Origin of the sequence: Gemella sp. 20925_1_85 (assembly GCF_041433735.1) — a bacterium.
GTDB lineage: Bacteria > Bacillota > Bacilli > Staphylococcales > Gemellaceae > Gemella.
The window spans coordinates 34,376-51,942 of sequence record NZ_JAPWCC010000009.1 but is presented as its reverse complement, the minus strand read 5'-3'; the positions used below and the strand labels follow the sequence as shown (position 1 = coordinate 51,942).

At 31.7% G+C, this 17,567-nt stretch carries 17 protein-coding genes and 1 riboswitch; of the genes, 10 read left to right on the top strand and 7 right to left on the bottom strand.

Going from position 1 to position 17,567, the window contains the following annotated elements; all coding sequences use genetic code 11:
• Positions 1 to 11: 11 nt before the first annotated feature.
• Together yycH and yycI are read left to right on the top strand one after the other, a co-directional pair.
• Complete coding sequence (gene yycH, locus O3884_RS04570; protein ID WP_371452015.1) at positions 12 to 1,325, top strand: two-component system activity regulator YycH; 1,314 nt, start codon at positions 12 to 14, stop codon at positions 1,323 to 1,325.
• Positions 1,322 to 2,122: a two-component system regulatory protein YycI gene (gene yycI / locus O3884_RS04565; protein WP_371452013.1), complete on the top strand. Its 801-nt coding sequence runs from the start codon at positions 1,322 to 1,324 to the stop codon at positions 2,120 to 2,122. Before yycH ends, yycI begins: the two co-directional genes overlap by 4 nt.
• A gap of 64 nt (positions 2,123 to 2,186) precedes the next feature.
• Here yycI and O3884_RS04560 read toward each other — a convergent pair whose 3' ends face one another.
• A complete protein-coding gene (locus O3884_RS04560) occupies positions 2,187 to 2,621 on the bottom strand; it encodes a Dps family protein (protein ID WP_371452011.1) in 435 nt (144 codons plus the stop codon).
• A 251-nt stretch (positions 2,622 to 2,872) separates the two neighbouring features.
• Between O3884_RS04560 and yidD the strand changes: the two genes are divergently transcribed.
• Positions 2,873 to 3,124, top strand: coding sequence for a membrane protein insertion efficiency factor YidD (gene yidD, locus O3884_RS04555; protein ID WP_371452009.1), 252 nt, complete (start codon positions 2,873 to 2,875; stop codon positions 3,122 to 3,124).
• 241 nt (positions 3,125 to 3,365) lie between these two features.
• Here the strand turns inward: yidD and O3884_RS04550 are convergent, their stop codons facing one another.
• Entirely contained in the window at positions 3,366 to 3,881 is a 516-nt protein-coding gene (locus tag O3884_RS04550; RefSeq protein ID WP_371452007.1) for a rhodanese-like domain-containing protein, read from the bottom strand.
• Between the two features lie 288 nt (positions 3,882 to 4,169).
• On the bottom strand, positions 4,170 to 5,444 hold the full coding sequence (gene hemH / locus O3884_RS04545) for a ferrochelatase (protein WP_371452005.1): 1,275 nt from the start codon (positions 5,442 to 5,444) through the stop codon (positions 4,170 to 4,172).
• Positions 5,445 to 5,756: 312 nt separating this feature from the next.
• Between hemH and O3884_RS04540 the strand changes: the two genes are divergently transcribed.
• Entirely contained in the window at positions 5,757 to 6,113 is a 357-nt protein-coding gene (locus O3884_RS04540; RefSeq protein WP_371452004.1) for a DUF1310 family protein, read from the top strand.
• 175 nt (positions 6,114 to 6,288) lie between these two features.
• Here O3884_RS04540 and O3884_RS04535 read toward each other — a convergent pair whose 3' ends face one another.
• The 3 genes from O3884_RS04535 to O3884_RS04525 all read right to left on the bottom strand — a co-directional run bounded on the left by O3884_RS04535 (position 6,289) and on the right by O3884_RS04525 (position 10,789).
• Positions 6,289 to 6,849, bottom strand: a complete 561-nt coding sequence (locus tag O3884_RS04535; RefSeq protein WP_371452003.1) for an ECF transporter S component — start codon at positions 6,847 to 6,849, stop codon at positions 6,289 to 6,291.
• A 204-nt stretch (positions 6,850 to 7,053) separates the two neighbouring features.
• A riboswitch (FMN riboswitch) is annotated at positions 7,054 to 7,166 on the bottom strand.
• A gap of 134 nt (positions 7,167 to 7,300) precedes the next feature.
• The gene (gene glmS / locus O3884_RS04530; RefSeq protein ID WP_371452002.1) at positions 7,301 to 9,103 is read right to left on the bottom strand and encodes a glutamine--fructose-6-phosphate transaminase (isomerizing); all 1,803 of its coding nucleotides are present in this window, start codon (positions 9,101 to 9,103) and stop codon (positions 7,301 to 7,303) included.
• 879 nt (positions 9,104 to 9,982) lie between these two features.
• Positions 9,983 to 10,789, bottom strand: a complete 807-nt coding sequence (locus tag O3884_RS04525) for a DUF6612 family protein (protein ID WP_371452000.1) — start codon at positions 10,787 to 10,789, stop codon at positions 9,983 to 9,985.
• A 310-nt stretch (positions 10,790 to 11,099) separates the two neighbouring features.
• Between O3884_RS04525 and O3884_RS04520 the strand changes: the two genes are divergently transcribed.
• The 6 genes from O3884_RS04520 to O3884_RS04495 all read left to right on the top strand — a co-directional run bounded on the left by O3884_RS04520 (position 11,100) and on the right by O3884_RS04495 (position 16,062).
• On the top strand, positions 11,100 to 11,432 hold the full coding sequence (locus O3884_RS04520; RefSeq protein WP_371451998.1) for a PadR family transcriptional regulator: 333 nt from the start codon (positions 11,100 to 11,102) through the stop codon (positions 11,430 to 11,432).
• Positions 11,425 to 11,940 carry a DUF2812 domain-containing protein gene (locus tag O3884_RS04515; protein ID WP_371451996.1) on the top strand — a complete coding sequence of 172 codons (516 nt, stop codon included), beginning with the start codon at positions 11,425 to 11,427 and terminating at the stop codon, positions 11,938 to 11,940. Before O3884_RS04520 ends, O3884_RS04515 begins: the two co-directional genes overlap by 8 nt.
• A gap of 4 nt (positions 11,941 to 11,944) precedes the next feature.
• Positions 11,945 to 12,487, top strand: coding sequence for a hypothetical protein (locus O3884_RS04510; protein ID WP_371451995.1), 543 nt, complete (start codon positions 11,945 to 11,947; stop codon positions 12,485 to 12,487).
• A 45-nt stretch (positions 12,488 to 12,532) separates the two neighbouring features.
• Positions 12,533 to 13,435, top strand: a complete 903-nt coding sequence (locus tag O3884_RS04505) for an ABC transporter ATP-binding protein (protein ID WP_294682905.1) — start codon at positions 12,533 to 12,535, stop codon at positions 13,433 to 13,435.
• Positions 13,436 to 13,437: 2 nt separating this feature from the next.
• A complete protein-coding gene (locus tag O3884_RS04500; RefSeq protein WP_371451992.1) occupies positions 13,438 to 14,637 on the top strand; it encodes an ABC transporter permease in 1,200 nt (399 codons plus the stop codon).
• Between the two features lie 111 nt (positions 14,638 to 14,748).
• Positions 14,749 to 16,062: an APC family permease gene (locus O3884_RS04495; protein WP_371451990.1), complete on the top strand. Its 1,314-nt coding sequence runs from the start codon at positions 14,749 to 14,751 to the stop codon at positions 16,060 to 16,062.
• Between the two features lie 50 nt (positions 16,063 to 16,112).
• On the opposite strand, the gene trpB is transcribed toward O3884_RS04495, so the two are convergent.
• Positions 16,113 to 17,321: a tryptophan synthase subunit beta gene (gene trpB / locus O3884_RS04490; RefSeq protein ID WP_371451988.1), complete on the bottom strand. Its 1,209-nt coding sequence runs from the start codon at positions 17,319 to 17,321 to the stop codon at positions 16,113 to 16,115.
• Between the last annotated feature and the right edge of the window lie 246 nt (positions 17,322 to 17,567).

The window sequence follows — 17,567 nt, the reverse complement described above, 5'->3', positions numbered from 1 at the left end:
AGGTAAATAATATGAGAAGTAAAAGGAAAGAAACTGTTAAGTCAGTCGTATTAGGAATACTTGTTCTAATGAGTTTAACACTATCTTATCTTATTATTACTTATCAACCAGATTATGAGATTTTCACTAAGAGAACTACTCAAAAATCAGTAGAGTCAAATAAAAATAGTCTTTTGAATTTCTTGATTCCAGATAGTGTCGTGAAAAACTATGAAGGATCAAGAGAAGAAGCGATAGTTCAGAACTCTATAACAAAGGTAGCTAGTGTCGATGCTATTAAAGACAAAAAAGTGTTGAAAGACTTGCTATTGGTAATCTCAGATAGTGAAAGTACAGAATCTAGAGTTAGGAATAGAAATATCGAGGACATTACATCGAATAATGTTGAAAAAATACTGATAAATTATCAGGTGACCCTGGATTCTGCTTTAGTAAAACCGTTGTTCTTCTCTGAAGAAAATTCTAATATAAGTTTAGAATTTGATACGATAGTTTTACTAAAAGATAGACCAAATATGATTTATCTGTATAAAAAAGATGATAAAAACTATCTACAGATTACTTTAAAAGAAGAAATCTATGGTAAAGTAAACACTATGTTTAACGAGAAGAAACAGAGTTATGCTAAATATAGTTTGAATAATAGGTTTATCTATTTAAAAGAATCTGATGAAGATAATGTTATAGATGAATATAGTGCTGAAGATGTTAACTTAAACAAACTGGCTAAGGATATATTTGAGAAAAAAGATAATCTTAGAATAAGTAATGAAGATGAAGTGACCGATGGTTATGGAATTTTAAGATCTATAAATAATAGATTATTATATACAAATCCATCCAATGAAGGTGGAAAAGAAGTTGGAGCTACTGTAGCTATAAATAATACTATGAGTTTTTTAGAGTTAGGTTATGTAGGGGATACGAATTATCAACTTACTACTGCTTTAGATGGGATTACTATTTTCCAAGAAGCTCATAAGGAGTCTATAGCCTTTAGTAAAGATGGTTTTGCTGATATTATTTCTGAGGACAATAGTAGTGGGATATATAAGCTAACATCACCGAAAAAACTTACAAAAACGTATCTTTCATCAAAAGAAGCGGAACTGTATTCTGTTGAAAAGACTGAATATGTGATTAATTATCTTTATGAAAGAGTCAACCTTAAAGAGATAAGTGATATAGTTTTAGGATATGATAAAGTTTATAATAAAGATAGAAACAGTTTTAGTTATGTACCAGCGTGGTATGTAAAATATAATGATAGATATATGAGCTTTAAAAAATTAAAAGAAATGATAGACAGGGGAGAGAGACTATGAACTGGGGTAAGATGAAGACATTATTTATTTACCTATTCGTTGCGCTTAATGCTGTCTTGTTAACATTTTATGTATACACTGTTCAGAAAAACAAAACAGAAATAGTTCAAGAAAAAGAAATAATCGAGCGTGCTATGAAAAATGACAATATAACAGTAGAGGATAACGCCACAAAACGTGATAATCTTGGTTATGTGAATGTGACAATCTCAGATTTGAAAGAAGTTCGAAAAGAAGAGAATGGTCTAAAGTACGAAGTTGAAAATGTAGATAAAACATCTATGTTAAAAGTCAGTTCTGAAAATGCTATTACAAATGTAAATAAAGGTAGCTATAGAGCAGAATTAGAATCATTCTTGCTAGAAAAGATGAAGCTTAGTGCAAATTATATTTTTTCTAGTTATAATTCATCAAAAAATGAAGTTATTTTTGAACAACAAATAGATAGTTTTAGGGTGTTTTCGAATAAAAATGCGAGAATAGTCTTTAGTGTTGAGAGTAATGGAGATATCAAGAACTTTACTCAGACGAGTGTTTCAAATATAAGAAAAGATAAAAATGAAACGTTAGTACCATCTAATCAAGCGATAAATAGACTGTATCACGAAGACTTAATTCCTAAAAACTGTCGTGTTCGCACTACTTTAGGATATTATACCTATATTTCACAAACGGAAAATCAAGTGTTGATACCAACTTGGAATGTAGAAATAAGTGATAAAGATGGCCAAATTAGCAACTACTATGTAGATGCAATAAATCTAAATGTACTGAACAGAAAAGGGCATAGCTCATAGATAGGTATTTAAAAATAAAGAAAAACTATTCGTTGTGATAAGTGCAACGAATAGTTTTTTTGTATTAATCAGCTAAGTAAGCTTTTAGCATCCAAACATTTTTTTCTAATTGAGTTTTTAATCCTAATGCTAAGTCAGAAGTACCTTGATCTCCTTCGTCTTCAGATACACCCATAAGGTGAGTTAAATCATTGATTAGTAATTCGAAGTCATGGAATATAGCTGCAACCATTTCAGAAGTTGTTTCTTGTTCAGTTGCTTCTTTGATAGTTGCGATTTCTAAAGCACCTTTAAGTGTAGAAACTGGACGACCTCCAATTGCTAATAATCTTTCAGCAACCTCATCTAAAGATTCAGTTGTGTAGTTATAGTAGTTTTCAAATACTTCGTGTAGTGTGTAAAAGCTACGTCCTTTTACATACCAGTGGAAGCTGTGTAATTTTGTGTATAATACTGTTAAATTTGCAACAAGTTTGTTTAATTCTGTTGTACGTGTCATATTAATGTCTCTCCTTTATTTTTGAATTTATGCTTAAATTATAGCACCATGAATTTCTTATGTAAAGTTAATAAGCTTATAAAAGTTATTGAGAATTATTCTCTAAAAAGAATGTTGATTTAGCAATGTTTCCTAATGGAAAGAAATATAAATGATAATCGATATCATATATAGTAGGTATATTTTTTGATTTAAAAAATTGAAATAAATTTCATTAGTTGATAAAATAAAGAGCGAAAGGAGTAGAATCTATGGCAAGATTATGCATATTTTTAATAAACTTGTATAGAAAATATATATCGCGTTATACAAGACCGACGTGTAGATTTTCTCCTACATGTTCAAGCTATGCTCTGGAAAGTTATAAGAGATTTGGTTTTTTCTTAGGTACATATTTAACTATTAAGAGGCTATTAAAGTGTCATCCGCTATATAAAGGTGAGTACTTTGATAATGTGCCATTATTTAAGAAAGATATATTCAAATTTGGAAGAAAAAAATAAAGAGGCCGCTATGTTTAGCTGCCTCTTTATTTTGGGCGAAATTGTTATTTGGATAAAAATCAGGAATGTTTGATCATGTTTGCAGAACTAGAAGAAGTTCTCTTACAAAATAACTTTTCTAAAAATTTATCTAATTAAGGTATTCGTACGGTAAATCCTCATAATTACCTACAAATGTTAAATTATATTGCAAGTGCGCGGTAAATCCTCATAATTATCCACGAGTGCAAAGTTTTTAATGTTATTTATCGATGCTATTTCCTGCATCTAACCATGCGGCAATTCCGCCCGGAAATCTATAGACATTTTTATAGCCAGCTTCTTTTGCTAAGACTGCTCCAACATGGCTTCTTTCACAAGCTACAAAACCACAGTATATAACGATTTTTTTATCTTTGTTATCCCCTAGAGTTTTTAAAAATGCTTCTTTTTCTTCTGGTTTTAAATCCTTCATTTCTTTTGGAAGACCAGCGTTAACAGCACCTTTGATTTTTGTTTTTTCAAATCGATCCGCAGGAATTGTATCAACTAGAATCATATCCTCTTTATTATCTATAGATTTTTTCAATTCATCTGCGCTGATTAGATTGTAATCCCCTGTTTTTGTTGCTTTAACTAGTTTTATAGCTGCCTTTTCTACTTCATTTTCTTTTCCGTCTTTTGCAGAACGATTAAGTCCGTCTCCGTTACTACAACCTACTAAGGAAACTGAAAGTAATATGCTAGATAAAGCTAGTGTAATTTTATTTTTTTTCATAAAGTCAGCCCTCCTTTAACTTTCACTTTTATTATAACATAAAAAATCACATATATAAACAAAATATATAATAAAATTTATTAACCTTAAAAATTATAATAATGTTGATTAACGTTGATTTTAATATGTAAACTAAAAATTATATGATATATTATATAATTTTTAATAAAAAATTAATAAGTTTATTAATTAAAATCTCAGTTAAATATCAAAGTAATTTTTTATATTTTTTATGTAAAAAATAAGACTCTAATGCATTATTCATTAGAGTCTGTTGCTTATTGATATTTATTTTTTATTAAGGATAGTTAAGATTGATTTGAGTATTTTTAAAACAACTTTATCTTTTTTATTAGCTAATGATTTTGTAATAGAATTAGATGTTTTAGTATTTTTTTCATTTTCTTTATTAGCTAGCATCTTTTTAACAAAATCTGGCATTTCTAACTTTTCGTCATCCTTTTTATTAGCTAACATTTTCTTAACGAAGTCCGGCATTTCAGGCTTTTCACCATCTTTTTTATTAGCTAACATTGCTTTAACGAAGTCCGGCATTTCAGGCTTTTCACCATCTTTTTTATTAGCTAACATTGCTTTAACGAAGTCTGGCATTTCTCCTTTTGGTTTATCCATTTCATTAAATGTTGTTTTCTCTGGATTATGCGAAATAAATGGATTGTTTTTGTTAGCTTCAATCGTTGACACAAGAGCATCGATTAAACGAGAATCGTAGTTCGGCATAGGTGGTCTATGATAAGCTACTCCAAACTCCTCACAAAGTTCTCGACATTCGACATCGTTATCGAAAAGAACTTCGATATGCTCGCTTATAAAGCTAAGTGGAACAAATATATAATGCTTAGGATGTTCTTCTTGCCCTCTTAAGTACTCAAGAACATCAGGCTTAATCCATGGCATCCCAATATCACTTTCACTTTGCCAAGTATTCGTATAGTTTTCTTTTTCAAGACCTATTTTATCGGCTATAAGTTTTGTCATATCAAAGATTTGATTTACGTATGGATCATTATATTTTAGTGCTATTTCAGGTACGCTGTGCGCAGAGAAAACTACTTTGTAGCTGTCTTCTTTTATTTCTTCAGTAATAATTTTTTTAATTTCATCTGCCCAGAATTCAATTAACTTCTCTTCTTTGTACCAAGATTTTATTATATTGAATTTAATTTTATTACTCTTAATAAATCTTTCGTAACCCATAATAGAATAGAATGAATAATGTGGTTCAAGAATTAAACAAATACATTCTTCTATACCATCATCTTCCATTTTTGAAATTATATCAGGGATATAAGGTGAAGAAAATTTATTGGCAAAGTATACTTTATATTCATCTTTTACAGATTCCCTTAAAAGTTCAACTTCTTTAAGTGTTATCTCTTGAAGGGGAGAGCCATCAATGCGAAGATAATTTTTTAAAAGTAGATTGATCTCTTCGTCATTAGGACGCACTCCTCTTCTGATATTTGTGAAAAATTTTGCTATACCTTCGAATGTATATTCTTCAGGTGTTCCATATGTCATTACTAAAATAGCTTTACTCATTTTATAACCTCTCAAAATAATGTAGTCAACTATATTATAACACTTTTTGTACTAAAACACACTAGTAATTATTCTATTACAGAAAAATATTGCAGATTACGAATACATTCCCTATAAATTAAGGTTTAAATCGATGTTTTATTTTATTATAACTGTGTCAAAAATATGATATTACTATAATATTAAACTAGAATTGAAAAAAACTATTGAAAAAATAGCTAAAAAGTTATAATATAAAAGTTAACTAAAAAGTTTACTAATAAGGGAGTTTAAGAATCTCCAATTGGTTGAAGAAAAAGGAGGAAGAGTTAAATGAAAAAGAAAATATTCGGAGCGATAACTTTTATTGCGGCGATTGGTGGCGTTATTTATATGAAAAATAATCCTAAATATAAAGAGATTGTTAGAGTCGTGAAAACTGCTGATGCACGTGGTTTTTACGAAAAAATAATTTTAGAAAAAGATAAACTTGCATTCACAGCAAAAGCGAAAATTAAAGATTATAAGATTGATTATGAGAGTATTAGAAATGTCGGAGAGAAAATTTATGCACGTCTAATAGTGAATAATGACGAGAAGTTAAATATCGATACAGTTATTAATGAAAAAGATACAAATGTAGAAGAAGTATCGCACTCAGAAAAACTGGATGAATTATTGAATAAATAGCGATCAAGAGGGGGAGAAAATGATTTTTTAAAATTTTCTGATTCATTAACCTGTATTTTCTTGAATAATTATGTTAAATATTTCCTAGGAAATTTATAAAAAAGGAATCCTCCGTTACAGTAAGGTGATGTAATGGAGGATTTTTCATGGTTAAATTAATTAGTATCTAATATTATTATGCAAAACGGCTACGAATACTAGTTGGTATTGATTTGTAAATACTCTTAGTAACGAAGAATAAGAATGTTACTAAAGCACCTTTAAGTAGGTTGAATGGTATAATACCAGCCGTTACGATTGTTTTTACGTTAGTCACGATGTCAGCTAGATTCATAATATATCCATATGCTGGAAGTAATACGAAGTAGTTAAGTAGTGACATAAATACTGTTATTGCTAGTGTTCCTAAGATTCCACCAATAATAGTCTTAGCAGTACCTTTTTTATAGAAAAGAATGATGATACTGATAAAAGTGAATTCTACTACGATATTAGCGATTGATCCGATTGGTTCATGTGATAATAAAGCGAAGTGTAGGAAGTTTTTTAAGAATGACACTAAAAGTGCATCTTTATATCCTAATAATAACAACGTCATGAATAGCGGAATGAACGTAAAATCAAATTTTAGAAATGGTGGCAAGAATGGCACAGCAAAACTAAAAAAAGATAGAAGTAGAGCAATAACTGCAAGCATACCACTCAAAACAAGTGAGTGAACATTTTTTTTATACATTTAAAACCTCTTTCCTATCTTCATAGGCAATAAAATAGCCGCAATACTATTCTTAAAAAGGTGAATTCTAAATCTACGTTAGATATAAAAAACACCACTTTAAAAATTTTAAAGCGGGACTGAAAGGTATGAAAAATAAGCGTTACACAATGAAGTACAGCAAATATACATACGTAATGTACTGCATGTGTAAGTTTATTTATTCTATATCTTCTATCATCCAGACTGTACTGTCGGTTTTGGAATTTCACCAAATCAGCTTTCGCTCGCGGACTTTGACCGCCGGTCGGGAATTTCACCCTGCCCCGAAGATAATTAAATTTATTATTTATACGTTTATTATAAACTGAAGTCTCTAGGTTGTAAAGAGAAAAGGCTTAACTTTTTAAAAAATTGATGGAAGTAACTCTGTTTAATAGAGCTACTCCCATCAATTATAATATTTTAATTATTATTCTACTGTTACTGATTTAGCTAAGTTACGTGGTTTATCCACATCTAGTCCTTTAGTGTAAGCTGCGTAGTATGCGAATAATTGAGTAACTACGATACTTGCGATTGGAGCAAGATCTTCGTTTACGTTAGGGATTGCATAGTCACCTTTACGAGCTAGTTTTTCTAATGTAATGATTAGAGTATTAGCACCACGGCTAGCTACTTCACTTACGTTACTACGTGTATTTAAGTCTAGTTTAGCGCTTGTGATAAGAGCTACTACAGGTGTTCTTTCTTCGATAAGGGCGATTGTACCGTGTTTTAATTCTCCTCCGGCAAATCCTTCTGTTTGGATGTAAGAAACTTCTTTAAGTTTTAAAGCTGCTTCACATGCACTATAGTAGTCGATTCCACGCCCGATATAGAATGCGTTGCGCTCTGTAAATAAGTTTTTAGCTAAGTCTTTGATAGTTTTTGTATCATCTAAGATTGATTCGATTGCAGAAGTAATTACTGATAATTCTTGCTCGATATCAAATTTAGGTTGTTTAGAAAGTTGTTTAGCTACCTCGTAAGCAAGTATGCTTAGTGTTGCGATTTGAGCAGTATATGCTTTAGTAGATGCAACTGCAATTTCAACACCTGCATGAAGTAATAATGTATAATCACATTCACGAGATAGAGTTGAAGCATCAACGTTAGTAAGTACTAAGAATTTGTAATCTGCATTTACACTACGTAATTTTGTAAGTACTGCACGAAGGTCAGCTGTTTCTCCTGATTGAGAAAGGAAGATGAACATCGGTTTTTTAGATAATAATGGTACATTGTAAGCAAATTCTGATGCTAAGTGTACTTCTGTAGGAATACCAGCCCATTTTTCGAAGTAGTTTCTTCCTACTAGACCAGCGTTGTAACTTGTACCACATCCGATGATGTATAATCTATCAGCATCTTTTACGTTGTTGATAATTTCGCTATCAATATTAACATCATGTCCATCGAAGTAGTGAGAGATGATGTTACGCATAGCTCCTACTTGTTCATGAATTTCTTTAATCATGTAATGCTCGTGGATACCTTTATCGATTTCTCCAGCATTTAAGTTAGTTGAGAAATTTTCACGCTCTACAACATTACCTTCTTTATCTTCGATAGTTACGCTATCTTTTTTTACGATAACAAACTCACCATCGTTGATTTCTAAGAAGTTGTTAGTGTACTTAATCATTGCTAAAGCATCACTACCAACATAGTTTTTATTTTCTTCTCCTAGTCCGATAAGAAGTGGGCTTTTATTTTTTGCTACATATAATGTGTCTTTATCTTCTGTATCGATTAAACAAAGTGCATAAGAACCTTGAAGTTTTGATACAGCTTTTTTGAAAGCTTCTTTAGTGTCAAGACCGCGGTCGCTATAAACTTGTACTAATTGAACGATAACTTCAGTATCAGTTTCAGAAACAAGTTCTACACCTTTGAAAAATCTTTCTTTAAGTTCTTGGAAGTTTTCGATAACTCCATTGTGAACTAAAATAAAACGTTTGTTGAAGCTTTGGTGAGGGTGAGAGTTAGTTGTGTTAACTCCACCGTGAGTAGCCCAACGTGTATGACCAATACCTAATTCTAGGTGAAGTCCTTCAGGGATTAGGGCTTCTAGATTTTTAATACGACCTACAGACTTAGTAACGCTAGCTTCTCCATTAACAACACCAGCAATACCAGCTGAGTCGTATCCACGATACTCAAGGCTGCTAAGTCCATCGATTAAAAATTTAACTCCATTTGCTTCTCCAACAAATCCTACAATTCCACACATATTAAAAATTCCTCGCTTTTTTCTTTAATTTATTTCTATAGAAAGTACTATAAAGTTTTTATACCTATGCTCAAAAATATTATACTTCTTGGAGTTTATTATACTTAATCAAGTTTATGTAAACCTTAAAAGAAGACATAATGAGCCTGTAGAGAGGGGATAATGATTTTGAAGGGTTTTAAAATTTAACATTGCGTTCCTTAACTACTGCATACGCTGTGGGAGCGACTCAAAAATCGTGATTTCGAAGAAATTGATTTTGTCGAGTCGCCCCCGCACAGTTTATTAGATTTCAAAAGAGCTTTTTTGCGATTTTTGAAATCAATAAACCACTGCGTCTAGGTATGACTTAACATACTTTGTGAAATATTTTATTTTTATACACTTTAATATTTCGTCGTCACTGTGTTCCTAAAGATACAAAGGTACACCCCAGCAGTGGCAACTAAAGTTTTTAGCGTCATTCTTCCTTAAAAACTAAGTTGCTGTTGCATACGCTGCACCTAACTATTTCGTCGTCTCTTCGTTCCTAGAAATAGTAAAGTGCACCCCATTGTACATTATCTAACGAAACTCTCTGGTTCCGAAAAAGCATCCGCCGAATTTTCGATAACTTTTTTCCTCGTCAACTAAATTCAATTTAACCTTTAGAACTTAGTTCGGGCGCTATAATTATAAGTTCAAATTACCTCCTGATATTTTAATCGTACATATTATTATACTAGATGAAAAGAGCATTGTAAACTGAAAGGATATATTTACATAAACTCAAATATAAAAATAAAGTATCTAAAAATTTAACCTTAATTTTTAAATTGTAGAAATACAAAATTGATTAATAAAAAACCTACTTACTTTTTGAGTAAGTAGGTAATATTATTATTGTGATTTTTGAGTATCAGCAGCTACCTCTTTAGCATTTTTTACTTCATCAGGTAGTTTGATTTCTTTAACGTTGTTTACGTTAGAGTATTGAATGTTTTGTTTGATTTTCATTGTTGTTGGAGTTGATGTGTTTTTAGTAGCAAGCTCCATGTTTACTTCGTTAGTTACAGGTGTGTAATCTTTAGTAACAACAAGTTTGATTGTAACGTTTTTGAAATCAACGTTGTTGAATGCACTAGCATTTACTTCGTTTCCAGAAGATGCGTTTGCAACAGCAACCATAAGATCTTTAAATTGGTCTCCACTTCCTGTGTATGTTAGAACGTAGTTTCCGTTTTCTTCAGTTTTCTTGAAGTCTTTAGCAATTTTTTTGTAGAATTCTAAGATTTGTTCTGAGTTTGCAATTTTTTTAAGGTTTTCGAATTGAGCAGTAATACTGCTGCTTGAGCTTTTAACCCACTCATCTTGTCCTGTTGATTTTGCATAAGCAGTTCCATCTTTAATGTATAATTCTAGTGTTTGGCTTTGACCTTGAGCTTTCACATCAGTAGTAGCTTTAATTGCTAGAGGATCGATAATTAATGATCCTGATACAGTATTTTCAACTGTTTGAGTTTGCTCACCAACTAAAATTTCAGAACTGTTAGTTGCTACGAAATCTGTACTTTTTATGTTTTTAGATGATTCTACTGATTTATTAACGATTTGTTCTGTAGAAGCCCCCATGCCACAAGCAGCAAGAGTAACTGAAAGAATAACCGTTGCGATAAGCAATAGATATTTTTTTAATGATTTTGTCATGTCGCTCTCCTTAATGTTAATGAAAATAGATTAGTTGAGTATAAAAAATCTATTTTAATAAATTTATTTTTATAGAAATATTCTATCATATTATAGCTTATATTACTACATTATAGGTTCATTTTTTAGATATCTGTAATAAATAATATAGGTTATAAATAAGAAGGATATTTTTATCTAATATTTTTTATGAAAATAATAAAAAATCTATTGACTTATATCAATGATGGATATATAATTATATCAAAGATGGATATATCAATAATGGATATAGATGAAGAATATCTCTAATTAAGTTAGGAGGGATAAAATGGCAAAGGTAAGCCCTTATGAGACGGGCGAATTAACGGATAGTATATTTTTTACGCTTCTAGTTTTAACAGAACCTATCCATGGATACTTGATAATGCAAAAGGTGGCAGAAATCACAGATAATAAAATTATTATCGGACCTGCGACAATGTATACGACTTTGGGTAAGATGGTTTCTGTTGGCTGGATTGAAGATAAAGAGATTGATAATTCGAAAAAAGAATATCATATTACTCCAAAAGGTATGGAAGTTTTGGAGAAAAATTTAAAACTTCGACAGTTTCTACTAGATGTGGCTAAGAAGTTTATAGGTGGTGGAAGTGATGAGTAATTATAAGGTGATGCATACATTTGCTTTAACGAATAAAAGACTCATGAAAAAATTAGAAAGATATAGTGCAAAGGGTTGGCATTTTAAAAAGTTTCTCGGGTTCTTAATTTTATTAGAAAAAGGAGAAAAAATTAACTACAAATACGAACTGGTATATGATAAAAAGTTTGATGTAGAACGTGAAGATTTCTATAAATTTAACGGTTGGGAAATAGTTAGAAACGGTATTTTTTGGCAGATATTACGTGGTGAACCTACGGCAACTACACTATATACAGATAATTTGAGTGAAGAATACATGTGGCTATATAGAATAAGATTTAATGCTAAAATCATGTTAGGATGCTTTCTTATAGCTTTGGTGGCGCACACAATAAATGAATTTTTAATGTCATCTGAAGTAATAGATTTTATTTTAGGAATGTTTTTTGGATTTGGTCTAGGACTAGGTGCTGTAAATATAGCGTTCTTTATAAAATATTTATTTTTAAAGAGAAGAAAGGATTGACTTTATGAAGTATAAATATGTTCCGGTATTTATAAGCTATGATAAAGTAGCGGATAAAATGAATAATCTTGCAGCTAAGGGATATGAATACGATAAAGAGGCTATAGTGGCAATTAGAATGAAGAAAGTCTCTGAGATTAGTGACAAGCAATATAAGTTTATCTTTGATAAAAACTTTACACCAGAGATAGAAGAGTATTATAAAGCAAGTGGCTGGAAGCTTTATAAGTTTCAAGTTTATAATTTGTTTAGACTTGCTGAAGGGACTTCGAGTTCTTATCCGATATATACTGATACCGAGACGGAATTAGAATTTATTAGGTACAGATTGTTAAGATTTATAGTTTTGTTTATTTTAATAAGCATAATAGGGGTATTGTATTTTACTAATATTAAATGGGTAATTAATAGTGGAATACCTGATGTGTTAGCCATGTTAATAGGTGGATTAATAGGTGGTATATTTGGTTACTGTATAAGTGGGCTTGGAATGTTTTTACCGAAATATTTCAAGTTAACAAAAGAAATAAAAAATAATGATGAATAAAAAAGGGATATAACTTTTAAAAAGTTAGGAAATGAGGTAAGGGCTATGATTTTAGAATTTAAAAATGTAGAGAAAAGTTTTGGTAATAAGAAAGTTCTTAAGGGTGTTAACTTCACAGCAAAAAGTGGAGTAGCTAATGGATATTTAGGAAGAAATGGTAGTGGTAAGACAACAAGTTTTAGAATTCTGTTAGACATATTCAAGCCGGATAAAGGGGAGATTTTACTAGATGGGAAACCTCTAGATCACAGTAAGGTGAAAATTGGGTACCTTCCAGAAGAACGTGGAATGTACGATGGTGTTGGACTTGTAGATCAGCTTACGTACTTCGGAATGTTAAAAGGTATGAAGAAGAAAGCAGCACAAACAGAAGCGAAAAAATGGTTAGAGTACTTTGAATTAGAGGATAATAAACAAGCATTAAAAACATTATCTAAAGGTAATGCACAAAAAATTCAAATTATTCAAAGTGTAATGAATGATCCAGATATTCTTGTTTTCGACGAACCATTCAGTGGACTTGATCCGGTGAACGTATCGAAGTTAAAAGAAATAATTACAGATTTTATTAAAAAAGATAAACTTGTTATTTTCTCATCTCACCAAATGCCAGTTGTGGAAACATTCTGTGAGGATATTAATATACTAGAAAAAGGGAAAATTACTCTAAGTGGTAATTTAGATTATATTAAAAAACAATTAGGACACGGAAAAATGATCTTGAGTGTTAGTGGTTTTGAGAAAGATGAACTGCTTGCTAATCTTAAATCTATACCACTAGGTATTGAGTATTCATTAGTTCCAGAGGGAGTGCTTCTTGATTTCAAAGAAGAGGGTGCTAAAAAAGAATTATTAGCAAAACTTGCAGGAAGTAGTTTTAATATAGAAGAATTTAAACTTTATAAACCTTCGTTAGAAGATATTTTCAAAGAACAGGTAGGTAAGTAATTATGAAAAATTTTAGTACAGTATTTAGTTTTGAGTTTAAACAATTTTTCGCGAAAAAAGCGACAAAAGTTATTATGGCATTGTATTTCATTATAGCTATAGGTATAACATTTGTACCATCGATTGCTAATAGTAACATTTTTAAAGGTGAAAGTAATGATAATTTCACTCGTAGTGCATATGTTGTAAAAGATGTAAATGTTAAGTTAGATGATCTAAAAGAAGCTAAAAAATACGATAGTAAAGAGGATTTAGAAAAAGACATTAAAGCTAAAAAATTAGATGAAGGTATCGTCTTAACTAAAGATAGTTATGAATATTTATCTAGACAATCTATCTTTAGTAAAGGTAGTAGCGATTTTAAAGAAGCTTTTGGGAAAAATGTAGAGAAATTAGTCTATAAACAAAATGGTTTAGATTATGATAAAGTAACTAACGTGAAATCACATTTACCTCAACCTGTACCTGTAAACGTAAGTGGAGATTCTGACGCTCAGACTCAAGTAGTAAACGTAGTAGTAGTCTATGTTCTTACATTCATCGTTTATATGACAGTAATCCAATTTGGTAGTGTAGTTGCGACAAATGTTGTTAAAGAAAAAAGTAATAGAGCGATGGAATTACTAGTAGTTACTGTAAATCCTAGAACCCTAATTTTAGGAAAAGTACTAGCCTTATCGGTTGCGGTACTTGTTCAAATGGGCTTAATTATTGGTGGATTATTCGCTGGGTTAAAAATCAATGGTTCTAGATATAGCGATAATATCAAACATATTATAGAAAATGTGGACTTAAAAGTTCTTGGTGTAGGATTAGCATTTGCTTTAACTGGATTTGTGATGTTTATGTTCATGTACGCGGCATTCGCTTCATTAGTAAGTAAGATTGAAGATGTCAACGGAGCGATAACTTTACCGATGTTAACATTTATGGGTGCATTCTTCGTGAACTACTATATTATGGGATCAACAGGAGACACTAAACTTGCAGAGATTTTATCATATGTTCCATTCACATCATACTTTGTAATGTTTACGCGTTATGCAATAAGTAATGTATCTATCCAAGAATTAGGATTATCTTATGGTATATTAGCTGTAACTACATTACTTGTAGCATTTGCGAGTGTTAGAGTATATAGATTAGCGACATTAAGATACGGTCAAAAATTAAACTTTTTCAAATTATTATTTGGGAAGTAGGGAAAAATATTGAAGAAAAGATTCAAATTTTGAGTCTTTTCTTTTTTCTTTTTAGTGCATAAAAGGTTATAATTAGGTATAAAAAAATCTGTAAAATAAGGAGATTATTTAATGAGTGAACTGAAAAGAACGATAGGCTTTATGCCGGCTTTTATGACGGTAATAGGTTCAGTAATAGGAGCAGGTGTATTTTTTAAAGCGGCTGTTATTTATAAGACTACAGGGACGATGAGTTTAGGGCTACTAGCTTGGGTGCTTGCTGGTATTATTACAATTTGTGCCGGTCTTACAGTTGCGGAACTTGCGGCATCTATTCCTGAAGTTGGAGGAATGGTCGTTTGGATAGAAAGAACTTATGGGAAGACAGCAGCATTCTTATTAGGATGGGCGCAGTCGGTAATTTATTTCCCTGCGATGATTGCAGCTCTCGCGGTTATCTTCTCTACACAAGTTTTAAATTTATTAAATTTAGATAAAACATGGCATCTTCCTATAGCTATTGCTGCAGCAGCATCATTAATGTTTTTAAACTTTTTAGGTGGGAAAATCGGAGGAATGATTCAGACGGTAGCTACTATTTGTAAATTAATACCATTAATAGTAATTATTGCATTTGGATTATTTCAAACTAACTCACAACCATTACAATTATTCCCTATAGAAGCGGGGAAAGATATTTCGTTCGCTAGTGGGCTAGGTGGAGCTTTACTTGCTGCGATGTTCGCATATGAAGGTTGGACGAACGTAGGAAGTATGGCAGGTGAGATGAAAAATCCTAAAAAAGATTTACCAAGAGCAATTTTCTTAGGGCTTGCGGTTGTTATGGTTGTATATGTACTTATAAATGTTGCTTATCTTATGACTTTACCATTAGATCATGTTGCAGGTAATCAAACTGTAGCAAGTGAAGTAGCTGCTAAGTTATTCGGTGGTATTGGCGGTAAAATTATTACGATTGGGATACTTATTAGTGTGTATGGAGCAATTAACGGTTTCTCAATGGCTGGGATTCGAGTTCCTTATGCGATGGCAAAAAGTGAACAGATTCCATTTAAAAATGTATGGACGAAGTTAAATAAAGGTGCTGTGCCAGTAAATGCAGGATTATTACTTTTAGTAATAGCATTCTTAATGATGTTAACAGGTAGTTTTGATATGTTAACTGACCTATTAGTATTCGTAATGTGGTTCTTCTATACTGCAACATTCCTTGCGGTAATTATACTACGTAAAAAAGAACCAAAATTAGAAAGACCATATAGAGTACCTTTATACCCAATAGTTCCTATAATAGCTATTCTTGGTGGAGTTTATACTTTAGTAAGTACTTTAATCTCGCAAACATCATTAGCTATGGGAGGAATAGCCTTAACGTTAATAGGATTATTATTCTATACAGAATTACATAAGAAATTCAAAAAATAATAAAAAAGAAACATCGCATATTAGAAAACCTAGTATGCGATGTTTTTATATTATTTATTTCTATTTTCTAAGTAGTCTGCAATTGCGGCTACGTCTTTGTCTCCACGTCCAGATACGTTAACGATAATTACTTTGTCTTTATCTAGTTTTGGAGCGCGTTTGATCACTTCTGCAAGAGCGTGTGAACTTTCGATTGCTGGGATAATTCCTTCTGTTCTAGTTAGTAGAAGTAAAGCATCAACAGCTTCATCATCAGTTGCACTTACGTATTCAGCACGTTTTTCATCTTTTAGGAATGAGTGTTCAGGTCCGATACCTGGGTAGTCTAATCCTGGAGAGATTGAGTAAACAGGTTTTACTGAACCATCTTCGTTGAATAGTGCGTAAGTTTTCATACCATCAACAACCCCAACAGTACCTAGAGTAAGTGTTGCTGCATGGCGATCTGTATCAAGACCACGACCAGCGGCTTCAACTCCTAGTAATGCTACTTCTTCATGAGGAATGAACTCAGCGAAAGCACCGATTGCATTAGATCCACCACCTACACAAGCTACTACTAAGTCAGGAAGACGTCCTTCTTTTTCTAGAATTTGACGTTTTGCTTCTTGACTGATAACTTTTTGGAAGTCTTTTACGATAGTAGGATATGGGTGAGGTCCTACTGCTGATCCTAGTACGTAGAAAGTATCGTCGATGTTTTCAATCCATGCTTTGAATGCAGCGTCAACAGCTTCTTTAAGAGTTTTTTCTCCTTCTTGAGCTGCGTGAACTTTTGCCCCTAGCATTTCCATTCTAAATACATTTAATCTTTGTCTTTCTACATCAAGAGCCCCCATGTAGATTTCACATTCCATACCAAATTTTGCAGCGGCAGCAGCTGTAGCTACACCGTGTTGACCTGCCCCTGTTTCAGCGATAACTTTCTTTTTACCCATACGTTTTGCAAGTAAGATTTGTCCAATAACGTTGTTAAGTTTATGTGCTCCAAGGTGGTTTAAATCTTCACGTTTAAGGTAGATTTTTGCCCCTCCAAGGTGGTTTGTTAAAGTTTCAGCGTAGTATAGTGGAGTTTCACGTCCTGAGTAATCTTTTAAGTAGTGAGCATATTCTGCTAAAAATTCTTCGTCATCTTTGTATTTATCATAAGCTGCTTCTAGTTCATCAAGGGCTTTTTGTACAACTTCAGGTACGAAGCTTCCCCCAAATTCTCCAAAGTATCCTTTTAAGTTGTTTAAGTTATTTTCTAAGTTTGTCATAATTGTTTATTTCCTTTCAAATTGTTTATAAGATTTGTATAATTTTTTTATTTTACCCCAAAAAGAAAAGACCGTATAGAATTCTATACGGCCCTTTTGCGAAATTTAAAACGATTTTTCTACAGCCGACATAGACACTTTTTAGAGTACACTAAAGTTGCGTCTACGTCATAAAAACATACACACAACATTATCTACGCCAGTTTTGCCAAGAGTTTAAAGTTGTTGTTTGTTTCATTTGTAGTT